Here is a 16,722-nt window from a genome sequence, read left to right on the forward strand (position 1 = left end):
TAAAAAGTGATTTCAAAAATTATTCGTCGTCAGCGGCGTTAAATAAATGCCCGAGCTTACCCTGTTTGGTTTCCAGGTATTTAGCGTTATGGGGATTGCGCCCGGTTTGATGGGGCAAACGCTCTACAATATTCACACCCATTTCCTGCAGGGCTTTTACCTTGCGCGGATTATTGGTGAGCAATTTGATTGATTTAATCTGCAGGTGTTCAATCATCGGTTTGAGAATAGAGTAGTCGCGCATGTCAGCACCAAAACCTAATTGCTCATTGGCTTCAACTGTGTCCGCGCCCTGATCCTGCAAATGGTAGGCACGGATTTTATTGAGCAAACCAATACCGCGCCCCTCCTGACGCAGATAAAAAATCACCCCGCGCCCTGCTAGAGCAATTTTGTGCATGGCCGCCTGTAATTGCGGGCCGCAGTCGCAGCGCATGCTAAACAGTGCATCGCCGGTTAAACATTCGGAATGAACGCGCGCCAGAACCGGTTCGTCGCTGCTGACATCCCCCATGGTGAGCACCACATGCTCTTTATCATTTTCGGCATCACAAAAACCGTGCATCACAAAAATGCCCCAGGGGGTTGGCAACTTGGATGATTCCACAAAACGAACAGTCACAGAAACCTCACAGAATAGGCGATGAGTTGCAGCACAAGCAGTGCGTAAATTCCGGCCAATACATCATCGATCATAATGCCGAAACCACCGTGAACTTTTTTATCCAGCCAACTAATTGGCCAGGGTTTGATAATGTCAAAAAAACGAAACAGTACAAATCCAATGACTATCCAGATCCAACCGGCGGGCGCCATAAACATGGTGATCCAGAAACCGACAAATTCATCCCACACTATACCGCCGTGATCGTGTACGCCGAGCGCTTTGGATGAACGATCACACCACAGAACCCCTAATGCAAAAGTCACCAACAGCCAACTCAAATAAATCGGCCAGGATAAATCTTGCAGCAATATAAAAAATGGAATCGCTGCCAAAGTGCCAAATGTGCCGGGGGCCTTGGGTGCCAAGCCACTGCCAAAACCGAAAGCAAATAAATGATTCGGGTTTTCCAGCAATTGTTTGAAGCTGGGTGTATGAAGCGCTGCTTTCGCCATAAAAAATCTAATTAAAAGTGTTGGTATCCGGTGCGAACCATCGTGTAGGGCTCGCCATTTAATTCACACACAACCTTGCCGCCTGCAATCATTTCACCAATGACTGTCGCGTGTAATTTGCCCTGCGCGATTAACATAGCAAGTTCAGGCATATTTTCAGGGGCGATACTAAAACACAGCTCGTAGTCATCACCACCGCTAAGCGCCCATTGGCGTGCTTGTGTCACATCATCCAAGGATTGCAGCGCGGGTGACAGTGGTAAATCCTCCACATAAATCACCGCACCCAAATCGCTGGCATCACAAATATGCTGCAAGTCAGCCACCAAGCCATCGGAAATATCCAGGGCGCTGCTGGCGATTGCACGAATCAATGTCGATTCCGATAAGCGCGGTGTCGGGCGATAAAAACGCTGCTGCAAATACGCTGCGTGCTCAACGTTAAATTTATGGGTGTTTTGGATTGCAGCCAAGGCGGCGGCGCCGTCACCCACAAAGTTGGTCACTACAATAAAATCGCCGATATTGGCACCATCGCGCCGCAAGGTCTGTTGCGGTTGGGTCGCGCCCATCACTTGAATCGTAATCGACAGCGGGCCAGAGGTTGTATCGCCACCAACCAAGGCAATGCCAAATTCGCGCGCGCACGCGAATAAGCCACGACTAAAACGACGCAACCAGTCTTCGTTTGCTGCAGGTAGTGTCAGTGCGAGGGTAAACCACAGCGGGTCAGCGCCCATGGCGGCGAGGTCACTTAAATTGGTTCTTAAGGCGCGCTCGGCGATTAACCCTGGATCTGCATCCGCCGGGAAATGTACATCAGCGACCAGTGTATCCACTGATACCGCCAATTGTTTTCCCGAGGGAATTTGCAGCAGTGCGCAATCATCGCCAATCCCCAGCAATACCCCTTCGGCAGGCTGTTCAGCTTGCTCGCGCTGGAAAAACTGCTGGATTAACTGAAATTCACTGGGCACTGTTTTACGCCGGAAATGAATAAGACGGGGAGAAAAAGGTGAGCACTGCCCACCTTGGAAATGAATACAAACTAGCGGCTGTTGCGCTCAGCGTTAACTTCTAACGCCCGCACCACCGCAGCGGTTTTATCCAACACACCATTAATAAATTTGTGACTGTCTTCCGCGCCGAATTTTTTAGCCAGGGCTACTGCCTCATTAATCACGACTTTGTAGGGCACATCGATGCGGAATTTAAATTCGTAGGTTGCCATACGCAGCAGTGCGCGGGTAATTGCATCCAGCTCCGCCAGTGAACGGTCAACCAAAAAGGGCGTAAACAGCGCTTCAAGCTCACTGAGATGTTCAGGCACGGCGTGCAAAATTTCGTGGAAATACTCCACATCCACTTTGCTCATATCGTTGTCGGTGCGAAATTCCGCTTCAATGGCATTGATGCTGGAACCTGCCATCTGCCATTGGTAAAGCGCCTGCATAGCGTAGTGGCGCGCCATACGGCGAGTAGCAGCGGTGTGGCCTTTTTGCTGGCCGGAAGAAGTGCTCATGAACAATTACCTGATAAAGAACTTGAATGCAGAATTTGAATAACCGGTGCGATGGTTAACAATTAACTCTTGCCGAGCTTAAATTTTTCCAAACAGGGAAACCATTTCCAACGCAGTGGATGCCGCCTCTACACCTTTGTTACCTGCTTTAGTGCCAGAGCGTTCAATGGCCTGCTCGATGGAGTCTACCGTCAACACACCAAAGGTCACCGGTACGCCGTATTGCAGTGACACCTGCGCCAACCCTTTGGTGCATTCACCGGCAACATAATCAAAGTGCGGAGTACCGCCGCGAATTACCGCACCCAAGGCGATGATTGCGTCGAACTCATTTTTGGCGGCGATTTTCTGTGCCGTCAGCGGGAATTCAAATGCGCCCGGAGCGTAATAAATAGTGACGTTTTCATCTTTGATGCCGTGACGACGCAGGGTATCGAGCGCGCCATCTTTCAAACTTTCCACGACAAAACTATTCCAACGGCTAACGATTAATGCATATTTGCCAGCAGATGCAGAAAAATCACCTTCAACAACTTTGATATTGCTCATACTCTTTTCTCTTTAAATTTTCCAATTTTTAAATTCGTTTACCTCCTCCCAACTTCCCCCCTTTTTAAAGGGAGGACTGGGAAGAGGTTACTCGTCTTCAGGGCAAACCTTTCAGTCACCCTCCGGGCAAACATAGTCAACCACTTCCAAATCAAAACCGGAGAGCGCGGAGTAACGCATTGGTGCAGACATCACACGCATTTTACGCACACCCAAGTCGCGCAGGATTTGCGAGCCGGTGCCCACTTGTTTGTAGAGGACTTCCGAGCTGCGGCGCATTTGTTTGCCAGAGATCAGCCAATCGATGCTGTCCTCTACTTCTTTGGTGGATTCATCGTGGCAGATTAACAGCACGACCCCCTTGCCCTCTTCACTGACTTTTTGCAGTGCATCCTGATAGGTCCAGCTTTTACCGCCAGCAACCGAAGTGCGTTTGAGGCTGAGCACATCGCGCGCTATATCCATCACATGCACCCGCACCAAGGTTGGCTCAGCGTCTATCTCGCCTTTGGTCATCACAAAGTGCAAATCGCCGCGCGCGGTATCGCGGTAGGTGTGCAAATCAAACTCGCCGTAAAGGGTATCCACTTTGCGGCTGTTGATGCACTCCACGGTTTTTTCTTTGGTGGCGCGGTAGTGAATCAGGTCGGCAATGGTACCGATTTTCAGGTGATGTTGCTCAGCAAATTGCTCAAGATCCGCCCGACGCGCCATAGTGCCATCGGGGTTCATCACCTCCACTATGACCGCTGCTGGCTCAAAGCCGGCCAGGCGCGCCAGGTCGCAACCGGCCTCGGTATGACCGGCACGGCTCATTACACCACCCGGCTGCGACATCAGCGGAAAGATATGGCCCGGTTGAACTATATCCGTTGCTTTGGCATTGGCTTTTACCGCCGCACGTATTGTTAAGGCGCGATCAGCAGCGGAAATACCGGTGCTAACACCTTCGGCCGCTTCAATCGAGACAGTAAAATTGGTGGTGTGCTGGGATTTGTTGTCGCTCACCATCAGCGGCAAATCTAGTTGTTTGCAGCGCTCGGCGGTGAGCGTGAGGCAAATCAAGCCGCGTGCGTGGGTTGCCATAAAGTTGATATCTTCCGGGCGCACCTGTTCGGCGACCATAATCAAATCGCCTTCATTTTCACGGTCTTCGTCATCCATCAGGATAACCATCTTGCCGTGACGTAAGTCTTCGATCAGTTCTTCAATGGTGTTGAGTTGCATAGAGAATCCCGAGTTACCAATTCCTATTAGGAAATGCCGATTACATAAAACCGTTTTTTGCCAAAAACTCCAGGGTGATGCCCTGCCCTTCGCCTTCAGCGGCTTTTTCGCCCAACATCAACCGCTCCAGATAGCGCGCGAGCACATCCACTTCCAGATTGATTTTGCTGCCCGCTTGATAGGATTCCATGATCGTCCACTTGAGTGTGTGAGGCACAATATTAAGTTCAAACTCGGCGCCATCCACTTTATTAACGGTAAGACTAGTACCATCCACCGTAATTGACCCTTTGTGGGCGATATATTTCGCTAACTCTTTCGGCGCGCGAATGCGAAAACGCTCGGAGCGTGCATCCGGGTGGCGGCTGACTACCTCGCCCACACCATCCACATGGCCACTAACGATATGGCCACCGAGGCGGGTTTGCGGGGTGAGTGCTTTTTCCAGATTCACTCGCTGTCCAATTTTCCAACCGGGTAAAGTGGTGTTATCCAGGGTTTCGCGCGAGACATCGGCCCAGTAGCCATCGCCGGGTAAATCAACAACGGTGAGGCAGACGCCGTTGGTGGCAATCGAATCGCCCAAATGCACGTCAGCCAAGTTCAAATTGTTCGTTTTGATACGCAGGCGCAGGTCGCCATTTTTAGGCTGCAACGCCACCACTTCGCCAATGGCTTCAATAATACCGGTGAACATAACTGAGCTCCGAATCTGCGCCGTAAATAACAGCGCTGTAAACATCAGCGCCGCACATAAAGGGCTTATGTAAAGTGGCTTATACGATGATGCTGGTAGGTTTGGTCTGGCTGTGAGTGACGGGAATTTTCAGATCAATCACTTTAGTTTTAGCGAGGTGATCGTGAATGCAGCGTTTGTCTTCACGGAAAATCGCCAGTACATCCGCCAAGCGCAGCAAAATGCCGATGACCGGCACCATACCCATCAACCACTGGGACACATAGCGCTGCAGAATCAAAAACAAAAATGCAGGCTTTTGGTTATCCATAGTGACTATCGCAATACCAATAATACGTTTACCAATGGTTTGTCCGTATTGATGCAATAAAAAGCCGTGCAACACAAAAAACATCATCAACTGAAATAACACCAACTTCAACGCCAGCTCCGGCGGAATGGTGCCCTGCTTTTCGGCGATCTCCATCAAACCCTGACTTTGCGCAAAGGGAAAGATACAGACCATCATAATTACCACGTCGATAACCATGGCCTGAAAACGTTTACCCAATGAAGCGGTATTGTCTATAACCGGGCCAGAAGGCGGTGGCATAAACGGGGAAGATTGTTGTTCATCACTCACAAGCAAAAACCTTTAGGGGAAATTGGGTTTACAGAAAAGCCTTAATATTCGGTATCGGGCGCGGCGGTAATGCGCCAGTCACGGCCCACGGCGCGAATATCTTTGATTTTTAATGCCAGCGATGACGACATAGTATCCAGCGGCAAATCAAAGATGGGGCGCGCATTGCTGCCCAGCAGTTTGGGCGCCATATAAATAATGATTTCATCGAGCAGGCCACGACGTAAAAAACTGCCCGCCAGAGTCGCGCCGGTTTCTACCAACACCTCGTTGCACTGGCGCTTCGCTAACTCGCGCAACAGCGCAGTTAAATCGATACGGTCATCTTTCGCGGGCAGAGCTAACAGTTCGACAAACTCCGGCCAGCCATCACATTGAGCCGCATCTACCGAGCCGTTATGAACCAGCAAGATGGGGCTGGGTTGTTTGAATAACAAGGCGTTGCGCGACAAACGCAGGGTTGAATCCAGAATCACGCGTAGCGGTTGTTTGGCGGCTGCCTCTTGCGCATTGGGCAAATCCAATTCGTCTACACGCACAGTCAGGGAGGAATTATCCTGCAGAATCGAATCGACACCGGAAATAATTGCACAGGAACGCGCGCGCAAGCGCTGAACATCAGCACGCGCTTTGGGGCCAGTAATCCATTTGCTTTCACCGGATTCCATCGCTGTGCGACCATCGAGACTCATGGCCAATTTGCAGCGCACAAAGGGCAACTTGCGCTCCATGCGTTTGATATAGCCGGGATTCAATGCGCGTGCATCGTCTTCTAATAAAGAGCCATCCACCTGCACACCCGCGGCGCGCAACATGGCGATGCCATCACCAGACACTAATGGGTTAGGGTCTTCCATCGCATAAACTACGCGCGCCACACCTGCGTCAATCAGCGCTTGTGAACAGGGGCCGGTACGGCCGGTATGACTGCAAGGTTCAAGGCTGACATAAGCCGTAGCACCGCGCGCATCTTCTCCCGCTGCACGCAATGCATTGACCTCAGCGTGAGCTTCACCGGCGCGAATATGCCAGCCCTCGGCAATAATCTGCCCATCTTTTACCAGCACACAACCTACGCGCGGATTGGGCATGGTGGTATAGAGGCCGCGCTCCGCCAAACGGAACGCCTGCGCCATAAAATCAAAATCGACTGGAGTAATAGCCATTAGGGGATTATTCGCGTCCGCTTACTGTTCGTGTTCGGGTTGCTGTTCAAGGCGATCAATTTCCTGACGGAATTCGTTTAAATCTTTAAAGCGGCGATAAACAGAGGCAAAACGCACATAGGCGACCTCATCCAGTTTCTGCAATTGCTCCATCACTTTTTCACCGACCAATAAGGCTTTTACTTCACGTTCGCCCGTGGCCTGCAAAAAGTGTTTGATATGGTTAATGGCAGACTCAATCGCCTCAATACTCACAGGGCGTTTTTCCAGCGCACGCAGTAAACCGGCGCGCAGTTTGTTTTCGTCGAAGGGTTCGCGGGTGCCGTTTTGTTTGATGATGCGCGGCATCACCAATTCAGCCACTTCAAAAGTGGTGAAGCGCTCATGGCAGGATAAACACTCGCGGCGGCGGCGCACTTGATCGCCCTCGGCCACCAAACGGGAATCGATAACTTTCGTATCTTCCGCACTACAAAACGGACAATGCATAATCATTAGCCCCAGCGATTAAAAACTGGCGCGCAGTCTAGCACAAAAACCGGTGAATCTTGCCGTCGTAACAGCCACCACCAGCACACGTCGGAGCGCAAAAAAAGAAGCGCTTGCAGCTCGCCCTTTCGCACGCGCTTTGTTCGCTGGCGCACCGCACTCGTCAAGCTTACTGCCTATACTCCTCCCAAATTAAACGAAAGACGACTTGCCTGAGGTGTTGGTAGATCCAAGCAGCGCTTCACTTTTCTACTGTAATTATATTTTTATTACGCGGAAAAATAACTGCTCTACATTTCCTCGCAAAACGAATCTTGTTTACTTGTCTGCGCTGTCCTAAAGGCTCTCTCGCCTTAAAACTGCCGTTAACTCACACTCACAGAAAAGGCACCTTATGAAACACTCACTTCTTTTATTAACCTTAATTGGCGCGATTGGCCTTGCTGCGTGCGAACGCCAAACAGACACAGTAGTAGTTGCAGTCCCTGGCCCGGCCGGCGAAAAGGGTGCCACCGGCGATACAGGTAACACCGGAAATACCGGCAACAAAGGCGCAACGGGCAACGAAGGTGTACAAGGCGCGACGGGAAATACTGGTGACACTGGCGCAACCGGTGATACAGGTAGCACGGGCGATACCGGTGCAACCGGAAACACAGGAAATACCGGGAACACAGGCGCAACCGGAGATACGGGTTCGGCTGGCTCTGCAGGTTCAACTGGCAACACCGTGATTGTAGTGCCCCAGTAACCAAAAATTTGATTGATATTGGCAAAGGAAATTAATGCCAAAAACAAAAAGGCAGCCACAGAGGCTGCCTTTTTGTGATCAAGGAAAACCCCCGTATACAGATAGCGAGGGTTCCTTAGAGGGGCTATTACTCAGCGTAAACGGGGAACTGCTTGCACAGCGCAGATACCTTGGCTTTCACCTCGGCAATCACTGCATCAGCATTACCGGCCTCCAGTGCAGCAAAAATATCGCAAATCCAGTTAGTCAATTGCACGCACTCAGCCTCTTTGAAACCACGGGTAGTCACCGCCGGAGTACCAACACGGATACCGGAGGTCACAAAGGGTGAGCGTGGGTCATTAGGTACGGCGTTTTTGTTCACGGTGATGTGCGCTTTGCCCAAGGCTTCATCCGCATCTTTACCGCTGTAGGATTTGCCAATCAAATCAACCAGCATCAAGTGGTTTTCAGTACCACCAGAAACAATATTAATGCCGCGCTCAATAAAGGTTTTGGCCATCGCCTTGGCGTTTACTACTACTTGTTTCTGATAAGCCTTGTACTCGGGGGTCATGGCTTCTTTGAAGCTGATCGCTTTGGCAGCGATAACATGCATCAAGGGGCCACCTTGGCCACCTGGGAATACTGCAGAATTGAGTTTTTTCTCAATTTCTTCGTTGGCTTTGGCCAGAATCAAACCACCGCGAGGGCCACGCAGGGTTTTGTGTGTGGTGGTGGTGGTGACATCAGCAATTTGCACCGGGTTAGGGTACAGGCCAGCTGCAACCAGACCGGCAACGTGCGCCATATCCACAAACAAATAAGCACCCACTTTGTCGGCGATGTCGCGGAAACGCTGCCAATCCACTACCTGTGAATAGGCGGAGAAACCTGCTACTACCACTTTTGGCTTGTGTTCCAGGGCCAGACGCTCTACTTCGTCATAATCGATCAAACCGGTTTCGGGGTTCAGGCCGTACTGGATGGCGTTGTAATACTTGCCCGATGAACTGACCTTGGCTCCGTGAGTCAAGTGACCACCGTGCGCGAGGCTCATGCCCAAAATAGTATCGCCCGGGCTACACAGCGCCGCGTAAACCGCTTGGTTAGCTTGTGAGCCGGCATGTGGCTGCACGTTCGCGTAGTCGGCACCGAACAGCTCTTTGGCGCGCGAAATAGCTAATGCTTCAGTCACATCGACGTATTCACAACCACCGTAATAGCGCTTACCTGGATAGCCTTCAGCATATTTGTTGGTCAGCTTGGTGCCTTGCGCCACCATCACCATGGGACTGGTGTAGTTTTCCGAGGCGATCAACTCGATGTGCTCTTCCTGACGTTGACCTTCGCTCTGGATAGAAGCCCAAATTTCGGGATCAAAAGAAGCAATAGTTTGGTTTTTATCAAACATAAATAGTTCCTGTGGAAAGTTCCTGAGTTAACCGCGCGCCATGAGATGGGCGGGGATGTGGATGGGAAGGTGAAAAAGGGAGGCGCGCATTGTACACCAAGCACCCAAAGCCCTTCCACGCAAAAAACTCATCCACAGCGTTAAATAGATTCATGTAGCTTTTGCACTAAATCCTGCCCTTCGGGCACCGTCGCACCAAAAAGATACAAAAATTAATTTCCTATTTACAAAAATGACTCTGGGAAATTTCATCATTTCGCCATCAAAACCAAGAAGAATCATTCATCTGACACGAAAGCCCGCTTTATTTATGCCTTGGTCTGCATTTTTGTGATTTTTTTATATCAATTGTATGAGTGGGCCTCGCTTTTGCAGGAGCAAAGCTAGATATCGTTTTATTCCCCGAACTTCGGTGGATAGATCATTAAGGACAGTTGAAATGATTCGTTGTTATCCCGTTGGTCGTTCCGGTCACTACCTCACCGCAGCTGTTTTATTGCTGTTCAGTACGCTGGTATGGGCAGAGTCGTCAATCGCACCGCGCAGTTATCTGATCGGGAGCGGTGATGAAGTGCGCATCACTGTATATGGTCAACAAGAACTCGCCGCCGACGCCCAAGTCAGCGCGACAGGCACAGTGCAAGTCCCCTTGCTGGGTACCATGATCGTCGCCGGTAAAACCAGTGCCGAAGCGGCACGAATGATTGCTGAACGGTATGAGGCCGGCAATTTTCTCAAAAATGCCCAAGTTAACCTATTGGTTACCAAGTATCGCAGCCAAGTGGTCGCCATTCTGGGGCGAGTTAATAGCCCCGGAAAACTGGTACTGGAAGGTCCCACCAGCCTGACCCAAGCGTTAGCGTGGGCCGGCGGCATAGCCCCTACTGGCAGCGAAAGGTTAATTCTTACCCGCACCCTCGCTAACGGTCGCCAGGAGCGCACCGAATATGACCTGCAGCAAATGCTCAACCACGCTGCGGAACAACAGCCAACGGTGTGGCTTAAAGATGGCGACACAATATATGTGCCAAATGCGGGCCGTTTTTATATTAATGGTGAAGTTCATTCACCAGGAATGTACCCCCTTGATCGCCCTTTAAATATCCGTCAGGCACTCAGTGCCGGTGGCGGCCCCACCGCGCGCGCCAGCGACAGCAAGGTAAAGGTGTTTCGTGAAGCTGCCGACGGTTCAGTACAGGAATTAATTGCCAAACCCGATGATCGAGTGATGGACGGAGATGTGTTGGTGGTGAGAGAAAGCCTGTTCTAGCCGCCCCTGAAAAGTAGGAACTGACGTATGAATCTGAATACACTGATGGGCATCTTACTGGCGCGGAAGTGGGCGATTATCGCCAGCTGTGCCTTGGCTCTGCTGGCAGCAGCGATACTTATTTTGCTAACCCCCAAGTCTTACACCGCCTCCATCGACCTATTGGTGGATAGCCGTGGGCTCGATCCGATCAGCGGCCAATCACAACCAGCTCGAATGACGGGCGCCTATCTCGCAACCCAGAGCGATATCATTCGCAGTCGCAATGTGGCCGGCAAAGTGATTGATCAGCTGGCACTGGGTAGCTCTCCTGCCATGATCAAAGCGGCCAAACTCACCGGTGAACCCGAGCGCGATCAGCGCCGCATGCTCAGCTTCCTCGCAAAGGGTTTAATTGTGGTGCCCAAACGGGATAGCAGTGTGTTGAGCATCGCCTTCAAGGCTCAAGACCCACAGCTTGCCGCGCAAATCGCCGATGCCTACGCAGAGGCATATATGTACACCAACCTCGAACTGCGTATTGAACCCGCCAAACAAACTACCCAGTGGTACAACCAGCAATTAACCGGAATGCGGCAGGAGCTGATCGAGAAGCAGGATGCACTTTCCAGTTATCAAGAGGAACACGGTATTCTCGTGTCTTCTGACCGATTGGATCTTGAATCCAACAAGCTCGCCGAGCTGTCGTCTATGTTGATCGCCGTGCAGAACGAACGCCTGAACTCCCAAAGCCGCAGTGACCAGATTGCCAATACCAAGCGCGGCCAGCTGGAAACCCGCGCGTTGGATAACCCTCAAGTACAAAAGCTGGCAACGGATCTGGCGCAAGCCCAGGCACGGCTGGCCGAGCTGGCTACCCAAGTCGGTGAAAACCACCCCCAATACCGCCAGGCACGCAGTGAAGTGGGCGCACTCAAACAACAAATGAACCGCATGTTGGAGCTGATCAGTGGCAGCCTGCAGTCTTCTGTAGAACTGTCGCAAACCCGCGAAGACCAGCTCAAAGCCGAGCTAACACGGCAAAAAGAACTGGTGCTACAACTCAGCCGTAATCGCAATGAACTCAACCTGCTCAAGCAGGAAGTGGATAACGCCCAAGCCGCTTACGACGCCGCACTCGCCCGTTCGGTACAAACCCGGTTGGAAAGCCAGATTGCCGCCACCGATATCGCGGTACTCAACAGCGCACTGGTACCTACAAGCCCAACATCCCCCAAACCCGCCCTGATCATCCTGCTCGCTGCCATGGCCGGCCTGCTATCCGGTATTGCTATCGCACTCTGTTGGGAATGGTTGGATCAACGTATTCGCAGCGTTTTGGATCTTGAACAAGGGTTGGGTTTGCCAGTGCTGGCCCATATTCCGCGCTGACCGCCAGACGCAGACTTAGATATAGCAGGAGCTCGCACCATGAATGATCGTTTGCAAATACTGGATCGCGAACAGGCGCTTGCCCAGGCAATGCAGCTCGGCCAGTCATCCCGGATGGGACCAATGCTGGTGGCAATGGGTAAGCTCAGCCCCAAAGACCTGAACACCATTCTGGCGACCCAAAAGAAACAGGGGCTGCGCTTTGGCGATGCCGCGCTGAAATTGGGGCTGGTCAGCGCCGATGACATTAACGCCATTCTGGCTGAGCAGTTTGCTTACACCCAGACACCTGCGGCATCGAGCAAACTTGACCGCCGCCTGAGCGCACTCTTTCAACCGGACAGCACCCAGGCAGAAGCACTGCGTAGCCTGCGCAGCGAGTTGATGTTGCGCTACTTCAACCCCCAACCACACCATGCGCTGGCGATAGTCAGCGCCGAAAATGCGACGACCACAGCAATCACTGCCGCCAACCTGGCGATCAGTTTTGCGCAACTCGGCCTGCGCACCCTGCTGATCGACAGCAACCTGCGTACGCCACAACTCAACGCCCTGTTTAACCTGCAGGAGCACGCACCCGGTTTGTCCGACTGGATTGCCGAGCGCACCTCGGTGGCCCCCACGGCCATAGAGCAAGTGCGCTCACTATGGGTGTTACCTGCCGGCACCCGCGCGCCCAACCCTCAGGAATTGCTCGCCAGCAAACACTATCAGGAGCGGGTGAACCCGCTGATCCAGCACTTTGATATCACCCTGATCAGTACCGCACCGATGGACTCAAATCGCGATGCACAACTGGTCGCCGCACAGGCGGGAGCAGCCCTGTTAATTGCGCAACAACATGTCACTCACACCAAAGCGCTGGTTGCCATTGGCAACCGCTTGCGCGAATTAGGTGTGCGCCTGTTGGGCACAACCCTGCTCGGCTAGTGGCGGTTGCAGACGATACACACGAGGTAAGGATGAACTACCCGCAGGCCTGCCCGACTATTCCCCCCCTGCCCGCCAGTGCGCATCTGGTGCGGGAGCAACGCTGGCTTAACGATCAGCGACTGGTCACTTTTATCATTGTCGCCAGTGTCGGCTACCAGGCGGTGTTGTGCCTGCTCAATACCCTCGTCCTGCCTATGTCGCGCTCGCTCGTGGGTTTGGCCGAGGCAATTATCCTGATGGCATGTGTGCCGCTATTGGTACGGCGGCTATTGCCGGGGGTGGTCATTCTCGCCTGTCTCGCCGCTGCCATGCTGTGTTTGCTGAGCATCATCAACAACCAGGTTAACGTCAAAGCCTTTCGCGATATTGCCATCCCCCTGTGCTACTTCTGGCTGGGATGTAACATCGGGCGGCTGGAGCTGGCTGATCGCGCGCTTAAAGTGGCGATTTGCATGGTCTTGGCGATGGGCATGTTTGAGTTGCTGCTACTTGATAGCTACACCCGCTGGTTTGATATTTTCAGCTACTACGTCAGCATCGGCTCTATTGATCCTGCGATGGACTTTGTCCGGGAAGACCGCCTGCAAGCCAATGGTATGCGCCCCGAAGGTATAGGCCGTACCCTGCTCCCTGGCCTGCTTGGCCCGCATCGGGTCTCCTCGGTTTTCCTCGAACCGGTATCGCTCGGCAACTTTGCCAGCCTTTGCGCCGCTTGGGGGCTTGCCCGCACACACTGGCGCGATGGGATATTTTTTGTAGTGGCCGCGGTGATAATGATGGTGCTGTGCGATTCGCGATTCGCGCTGATGACCGTGAGTAGCTTTGTCGTGCTGCGCCTGCTGGTGCACGGCAGCCTGCTTAATTTTTGTATCTTCGCCCCTATCGCCGCCATCCTCCTGCTCTTGGTAATTGGCTACACAACCCCCAACGAAACCGGGCGGATTCTCAATGACGACTTGCAAGGGCGCCTCGCCTACAGCGGTTGGTCGCTACTGCAATTTGACGCCCTCAAACTACTCGGTATAGGTCACACCAAGGTTTATTACGATGAGGGCTACGCCCATACCCTGGCCACGTTTGGGCTACCAATGGCGCTGGTGTTTTGGTGCAGCTTCTGGCTATTACCCATCAGCTCCGCTACCAGCCAGCGTTTTCGGGCGATGGTATCGCTCTACATCGCGCTGATTCTCTGTATCAGTGGCTTTTCATTTTTTGCACTCAAAAGCGCCGGCTTACTCTGGTTTTTAGTGGGTTGCAGCCTGCAAAAGCCTGCACCTACTCCCGGGCAACCCAGCTATACCGGAGGAAAAGATGCCAGTTAGCTCCCCCATTAAAGTCACCCACATAGTGCGCCAATACCTGCCGTCCATTGGCGGGATGGAAGAAGTGGTGCGCAATATTGCTCGCCACCAGTTACATCAAGGCCAAGGCGCCACGCGGATCATTACCCTCAATCGCCTGTTTCGCAACTCCAGTGAGTTGTTGCCCCAGCAAGAGACGATTGAGGGAATTGAAGTCATCCGCCTGCCCTACATGGGTTCCAGCCGCTACCCCTTGTGCCCCGGCGTTTTTAAATACCTGAAGGATGCCGATGTAATACATGTGCATGGCGTGGACTTTTTTTACGACTTCCTCGCTGCCACCAAATGGCTACATCGTCGCCCGCTGGTGCTATCCACCCATGGAGGGTTCTTCCATACCCGCTTTGCCTCGCGCGCCAAACAGGCGTATTTCCACAGTGTTACGCGCCTCTCCGCCAATGCTTACAACCGGGTGGTTGCCACCAGTGCCAATGACGGCGACTTGTTTGGACAAATCATGGATCAGCACAAACTGCAGGTCATTGAGAATGGGGTGGATGTGGAAAAGTATGCAGGTAGCGCCGCACCACAACTCACACCAACGCTGATGTATTTTGGCCGCTGGTCATCCAATAAAGGGCTTATTCCTGCATTGGAATTGTTCGCTGAACTGCTGCGGCAGCGCCCCGAATGGCGCTTGATTATCGCCGGGCGCGAATACGATCACAGCCTCGCCGAGCTGCAAGCAGCCACGCAATCCTTGGGTATTAGCCATGCAGTGACCTTGGCCGCTAACCCCAGCGACGAGGAAATCAAACACCTGCTCAACCAAGCCAGCTATTTCATCTGCCTGTCGGATCACGAAGGTTTTGGTATAGCGCCGATAGAAGCAATGAGTGCCGGGCTCACACCCATTCTCAGTGCGATTCCACCCTTTCGGCGGCTGCATGGGGAATCTGGCTTGGGGTTCTGTTTTGAGCCGGCAACGCAACAGCACGCGGCAATCGCCCAGCTGCTGGAACTTCACGATCAAGGCGAGCACGCTTACCAGCAGCGCATGAAAGCCGCGCAGGCGTTTGCGATTCGCTATGCCTGGCCGCAAGTGGCTGATCGCTACCTCGCGCTTTACGATCAATTGCGGAAGGCATCATGAATATTCTCCGGTGTCCTCGCCCCCTGAAGCGCGCCCTGGGCTTATTGAGCCTGATGTTGGCGATGGTTGGCTCACCTTCACAGGCGGGTTGTTTGGATCAAGCGCGGCTGACCGGCGTCAATCTCGCCGGGGCGGAGTTCAATACCAAAGCCTTGCCGGGCATCGTCTATAAAAATTACACCTATCCCAGCACCGCGGAATTGAATTACATCGCCGCCCAGGGCGCCAATATGATTCGCCTGCCCTTTCGCTGGGAGCGCCTGCAACAAACAGTTAATGGCCCACTCGACCCGGCCGAGCTGGGGCGTTTGCACACTACAGTCAATAACGCCAGCGCCGCTGGGTTATGTGTACTGCTGGACGTACACAACTATGCCAAATACTACCAATACAAACTGGGCGACCCACTGCCTACACCTTCGCCCGAAGGCACCACCTTAACCACTATGTTTATCGCCTTTTGGCTGGCGCTGGCCGCCGAATTTCCGGACGCCAATAAAGTCGCCTTCGGGTTGATGAACGAACCGGCCAATATTCCGTTGAACAGCTGGGCAGTTATCGCCAAACAAACCCTCGCCGAACTGCGCGCGGCAGATGCGACCAATCTGGTCTTTGTCAGCGGTGGCCGCTGGAGTGGCCTGCACGATTGGTTTTCCGGCCTGGAATACAGCAACGCCAGCGAATTTAGTGACCTGCATGACCCGCTCAACCGCGCCATTATCGAAGTCCACCAGTACACCGACAGTGACTACTCAGGCACCCACACCACCAGCACCGGCAAGGGGTGCCGGCCCGCTGATCAATTTAATGCGAAATTCGAGCGCATTACCGAGTGGGCCAAAACCCATCAGCAAACGCTGTTTTTAGGGGAGTTTGGTGTGCCGCGCAGCAGCGAATGCCTGCTCACGCTCACTCGCTTTCTGGAGTTGATGGACAACAACACTTGGCGCGGATGGAGTTACTGGGCAGCTGGTAGTTGGTGGGGTAGCTACCCACTTGCCCTAAGCGGTGCTAACCAGGCACCTGCACCGCAATGGGAACCGTTGAAAGCCTTTTTCTTTCGCGACGGGGAAGATGAAACCAGTCCACCGCAACCACCCGTTCCTCACCCAGCGAATCCCTAATGCTGTGAATGAAGGCCTTAATGCAGTAACCGAAG

General features: G+C 52.8%; 18 protein-coding genes. 7 read left to right on the plus strand and 11 right to left on the minus strand.

Going from position 1 to position 16,722, the window contains the following annotated elements:
- Positions 1 to 19 precede the first annotated feature (19 nt).
- The 10 genes from ribA to nrdR all read right to left on the minus strand — a co-directional run bounded on the left by ribA (position 20) and on the right by nrdR (position 7,391).
- Positions 20 to 622, minus strand: coding sequence for a GTP cyclohydrolase II (gene ribA / locus D0B88_RS17050; RefSeq protein WP_151058651.1), 603 nt, complete (start codon positions 620 to 622; stop codon positions 20 to 22).
- Positions 619 to 1,119 (minus strand): phosphatidylglycerophosphatase A, encoded by a 501-nt coding sequence (locus D0B88_RS17055; RefSeq protein WP_151058653.1) that lies wholly within the window; start codon positions 1,117 to 1,119, stop codon positions 619 to 621. The genes ribA and D0B88_RS17055 overlap by 4 nt, the downstream gene beginning before the upstream one ends.
- Before the next feature lie 11 nt (positions 1,120 to 1,130).
- A complete protein-coding gene (gene thiL, locus D0B88_RS17060) occupies positions 1,131 to 2,096 on the minus strand; it encodes a thiamine-phosphate kinase (protein ID WP_151058655.1) in 966 nt (321 codons plus the stop codon).
- Between the two features lie 71 nt (positions 2,097 to 2,167).
- Positions 2,168 to 2,641: a transcription antitermination factor NusB gene (nusB, locus tag D0B88_RS17065; RefSeq protein WP_007644019.1), complete on the minus strand. Its 474-nt coding sequence runs from the start codon at positions 2,639 to 2,641 to the stop codon at positions 2,168 to 2,170.
- Positions 2,642 to 2,719: 78 nt separating this feature from the next.
- A complete protein-coding gene (gene ribE, locus D0B88_RS17070) occupies positions 2,720 to 3,190 on the minus strand; it encodes a 6,7-dimethyl-8-ribityllumazine synthase (RefSeq protein ID WP_007644020.1) in 471 nt (156 codons plus the stop codon).
- Positions 3,191 to 3,301: 111 nt separating this feature from the next.
- Positions 3,302 to 4,417: a bifunctional 3,4-dihydroxy-2-butanone-4-phosphate synthase/GTP cyclohydrolase II gene (gene ribBA / locus D0B88_RS17075; RefSeq protein WP_007644021.1), complete on the minus strand. Its 1,116-nt coding sequence runs from the start codon at positions 4,415 to 4,417 to the stop codon at positions 3,302 to 3,304.
- Between the two features lie 40 nt (positions 4,418 to 4,457).
- A complete protein-coding gene (locus tag D0B88_RS17080; protein ID WP_007644022.1) occupies positions 4,458 to 5,114 on the minus strand; it encodes a riboflavin synthase in 657 nt (218 codons plus the stop codon).
- A gap of 79 nt (positions 5,115 to 5,193) precedes the next feature.
- The gene (locus D0B88_RS17085; RefSeq protein WP_151058657.1) at positions 5,194 to 5,736 is read right to left on the minus strand and encodes an RDD family protein; all 543 of its coding nucleotides are present in this window, start codon (positions 5,734 to 5,736) and stop codon (positions 5,194 to 5,196) included.
- A 41-nt stretch (positions 5,737 to 5,777) separates the two neighbouring features.
- Positions 5,778 to 6,902, minus strand: a complete 1,125-nt coding sequence (ribD, locus tag D0B88_RS17090) for a bifunctional diaminohydroxyphosphoribosylaminopyrimidine deaminase/5-amino-6-(5-phosphoribosylamino)uracil reductase RibD (protein ID WP_151058659.1) — start codon at positions 6,900 to 6,902, stop codon at positions 5,778 to 5,780.
- A 21-nt stretch (positions 6,903 to 6,923) separates the two neighbouring features.
- Complete coding sequence (nrdR, locus tag D0B88_RS17095; RefSeq protein ID WP_040392987.1) at positions 6,924 to 7,391, minus strand: transcriptional regulator NrdR; 468 nt, start codon at positions 7,389 to 7,391, stop codon at positions 6,924 to 6,926.
- Positions 7,392 to 7,785: 394 nt separating this feature from the next.
- Here nrdR and D0B88_RS17100 point away from each other — a divergent pair, with 394 nt between their 5' ends.
- Positions 7,786 to 8,142: a collagen-like protein gene (locus D0B88_RS17100; RefSeq protein WP_151058661.1), complete on the plus strand. Its 357-nt coding sequence runs from the start codon at positions 7,786 to 7,788 to the stop codon at positions 8,140 to 8,142.
- 127 nt (positions 8,143 to 8,269) lie between these two features.
- On the opposite strand, the gene glyA is transcribed toward D0B88_RS17100, so the two are convergent.
- Entirely contained in the window at positions 8,270 to 9,535 is a 1,266-nt protein-coding gene (gene glyA / locus D0B88_RS17105) for a serine hydroxymethyltransferase (RefSeq protein WP_007644038.1), read from the minus strand.
- A gap of 439 nt (positions 9,536 to 9,974) precedes the next feature.
- Between glyA and D0B88_RS17110 the strand changes: the two genes are divergently transcribed.
- From D0B88_RS17110 to D0B88_RS17135, 6 genes are read left to right on the plus strand one after another with little or no spacing between them, the layout of a single operon-like run.
- Positions 9,975 to 10,805, plus strand: coding sequence for a polysaccharide biosynthesis/export family protein (locus D0B88_RS17110; protein ID WP_151058663.1), 831 nt, complete (start codon positions 9,975 to 9,977; stop codon positions 10,803 to 10,805).
- 27 nt (positions 10,806 to 10,832) lie between these two features.
- The gene (locus D0B88_RS17115; RefSeq protein WP_151058665.1) at positions 10,833 to 12,176 is read left to right on the plus strand and encodes a Wzz/FepE/Etk N-terminal domain-containing protein; all 1,344 of its coding nucleotides are present in this window, start codon (positions 10,833 to 10,835) and stop codon (positions 12,174 to 12,176) included.
- A 39-nt stretch (positions 12,177 to 12,215) separates the two neighbouring features.
- A complete protein-coding gene (locus D0B88_RS17120; protein WP_007644041.1) occupies positions 12,216 to 13,106 on the plus strand; it encodes a polysaccharide biosynthesis tyrosine autokinase in 891 nt (296 codons plus the stop codon).
- A 32-nt stretch (positions 13,107 to 13,138) separates the two neighbouring features.
- The gene (locus D0B88_RS17125) at positions 13,139 to 14,431 is read left to right on the plus strand and encodes a polysaccharide biosynthesis protein GumE (RefSeq protein WP_151058667.1); all 1,293 of its coding nucleotides are present in this window, start codon (positions 13,139 to 13,141) and stop codon (positions 14,429 to 14,431) included.
- Entirely contained in the window at positions 14,421 to 15,563 is a 1,143-nt protein-coding gene (locus D0B88_RS17130; protein WP_225318431.1) for a glycosyltransferase family 4 protein, read from the plus strand. The genes D0B88_RS17125 and D0B88_RS17130 overlap by 11 nt, the downstream gene beginning before the upstream one ends.
- A complete protein-coding gene (locus D0B88_RS17135) occupies positions 15,560 to 16,687 on the plus strand; it encodes a glycoside hydrolase family 5 protein (RefSeq protein WP_225318432.1) in 1,128 nt (375 codons plus the stop codon). Before D0B88_RS17130 ends, D0B88_RS17135 begins: the two co-directional genes overlap by 4 nt.
- The last annotated feature ends 35 nt before the right edge of the window (positions 16,688 to 16,722 follow it).

This window comes from Cellvibrio sp. KY-YJ-3, from assembly GCF_008806955.1.
GTDB lineage: Bacteria > Pseudomonadota > Gammaproteobacteria > Pseudomonadales > Cellvibrionaceae > Cellvibrio.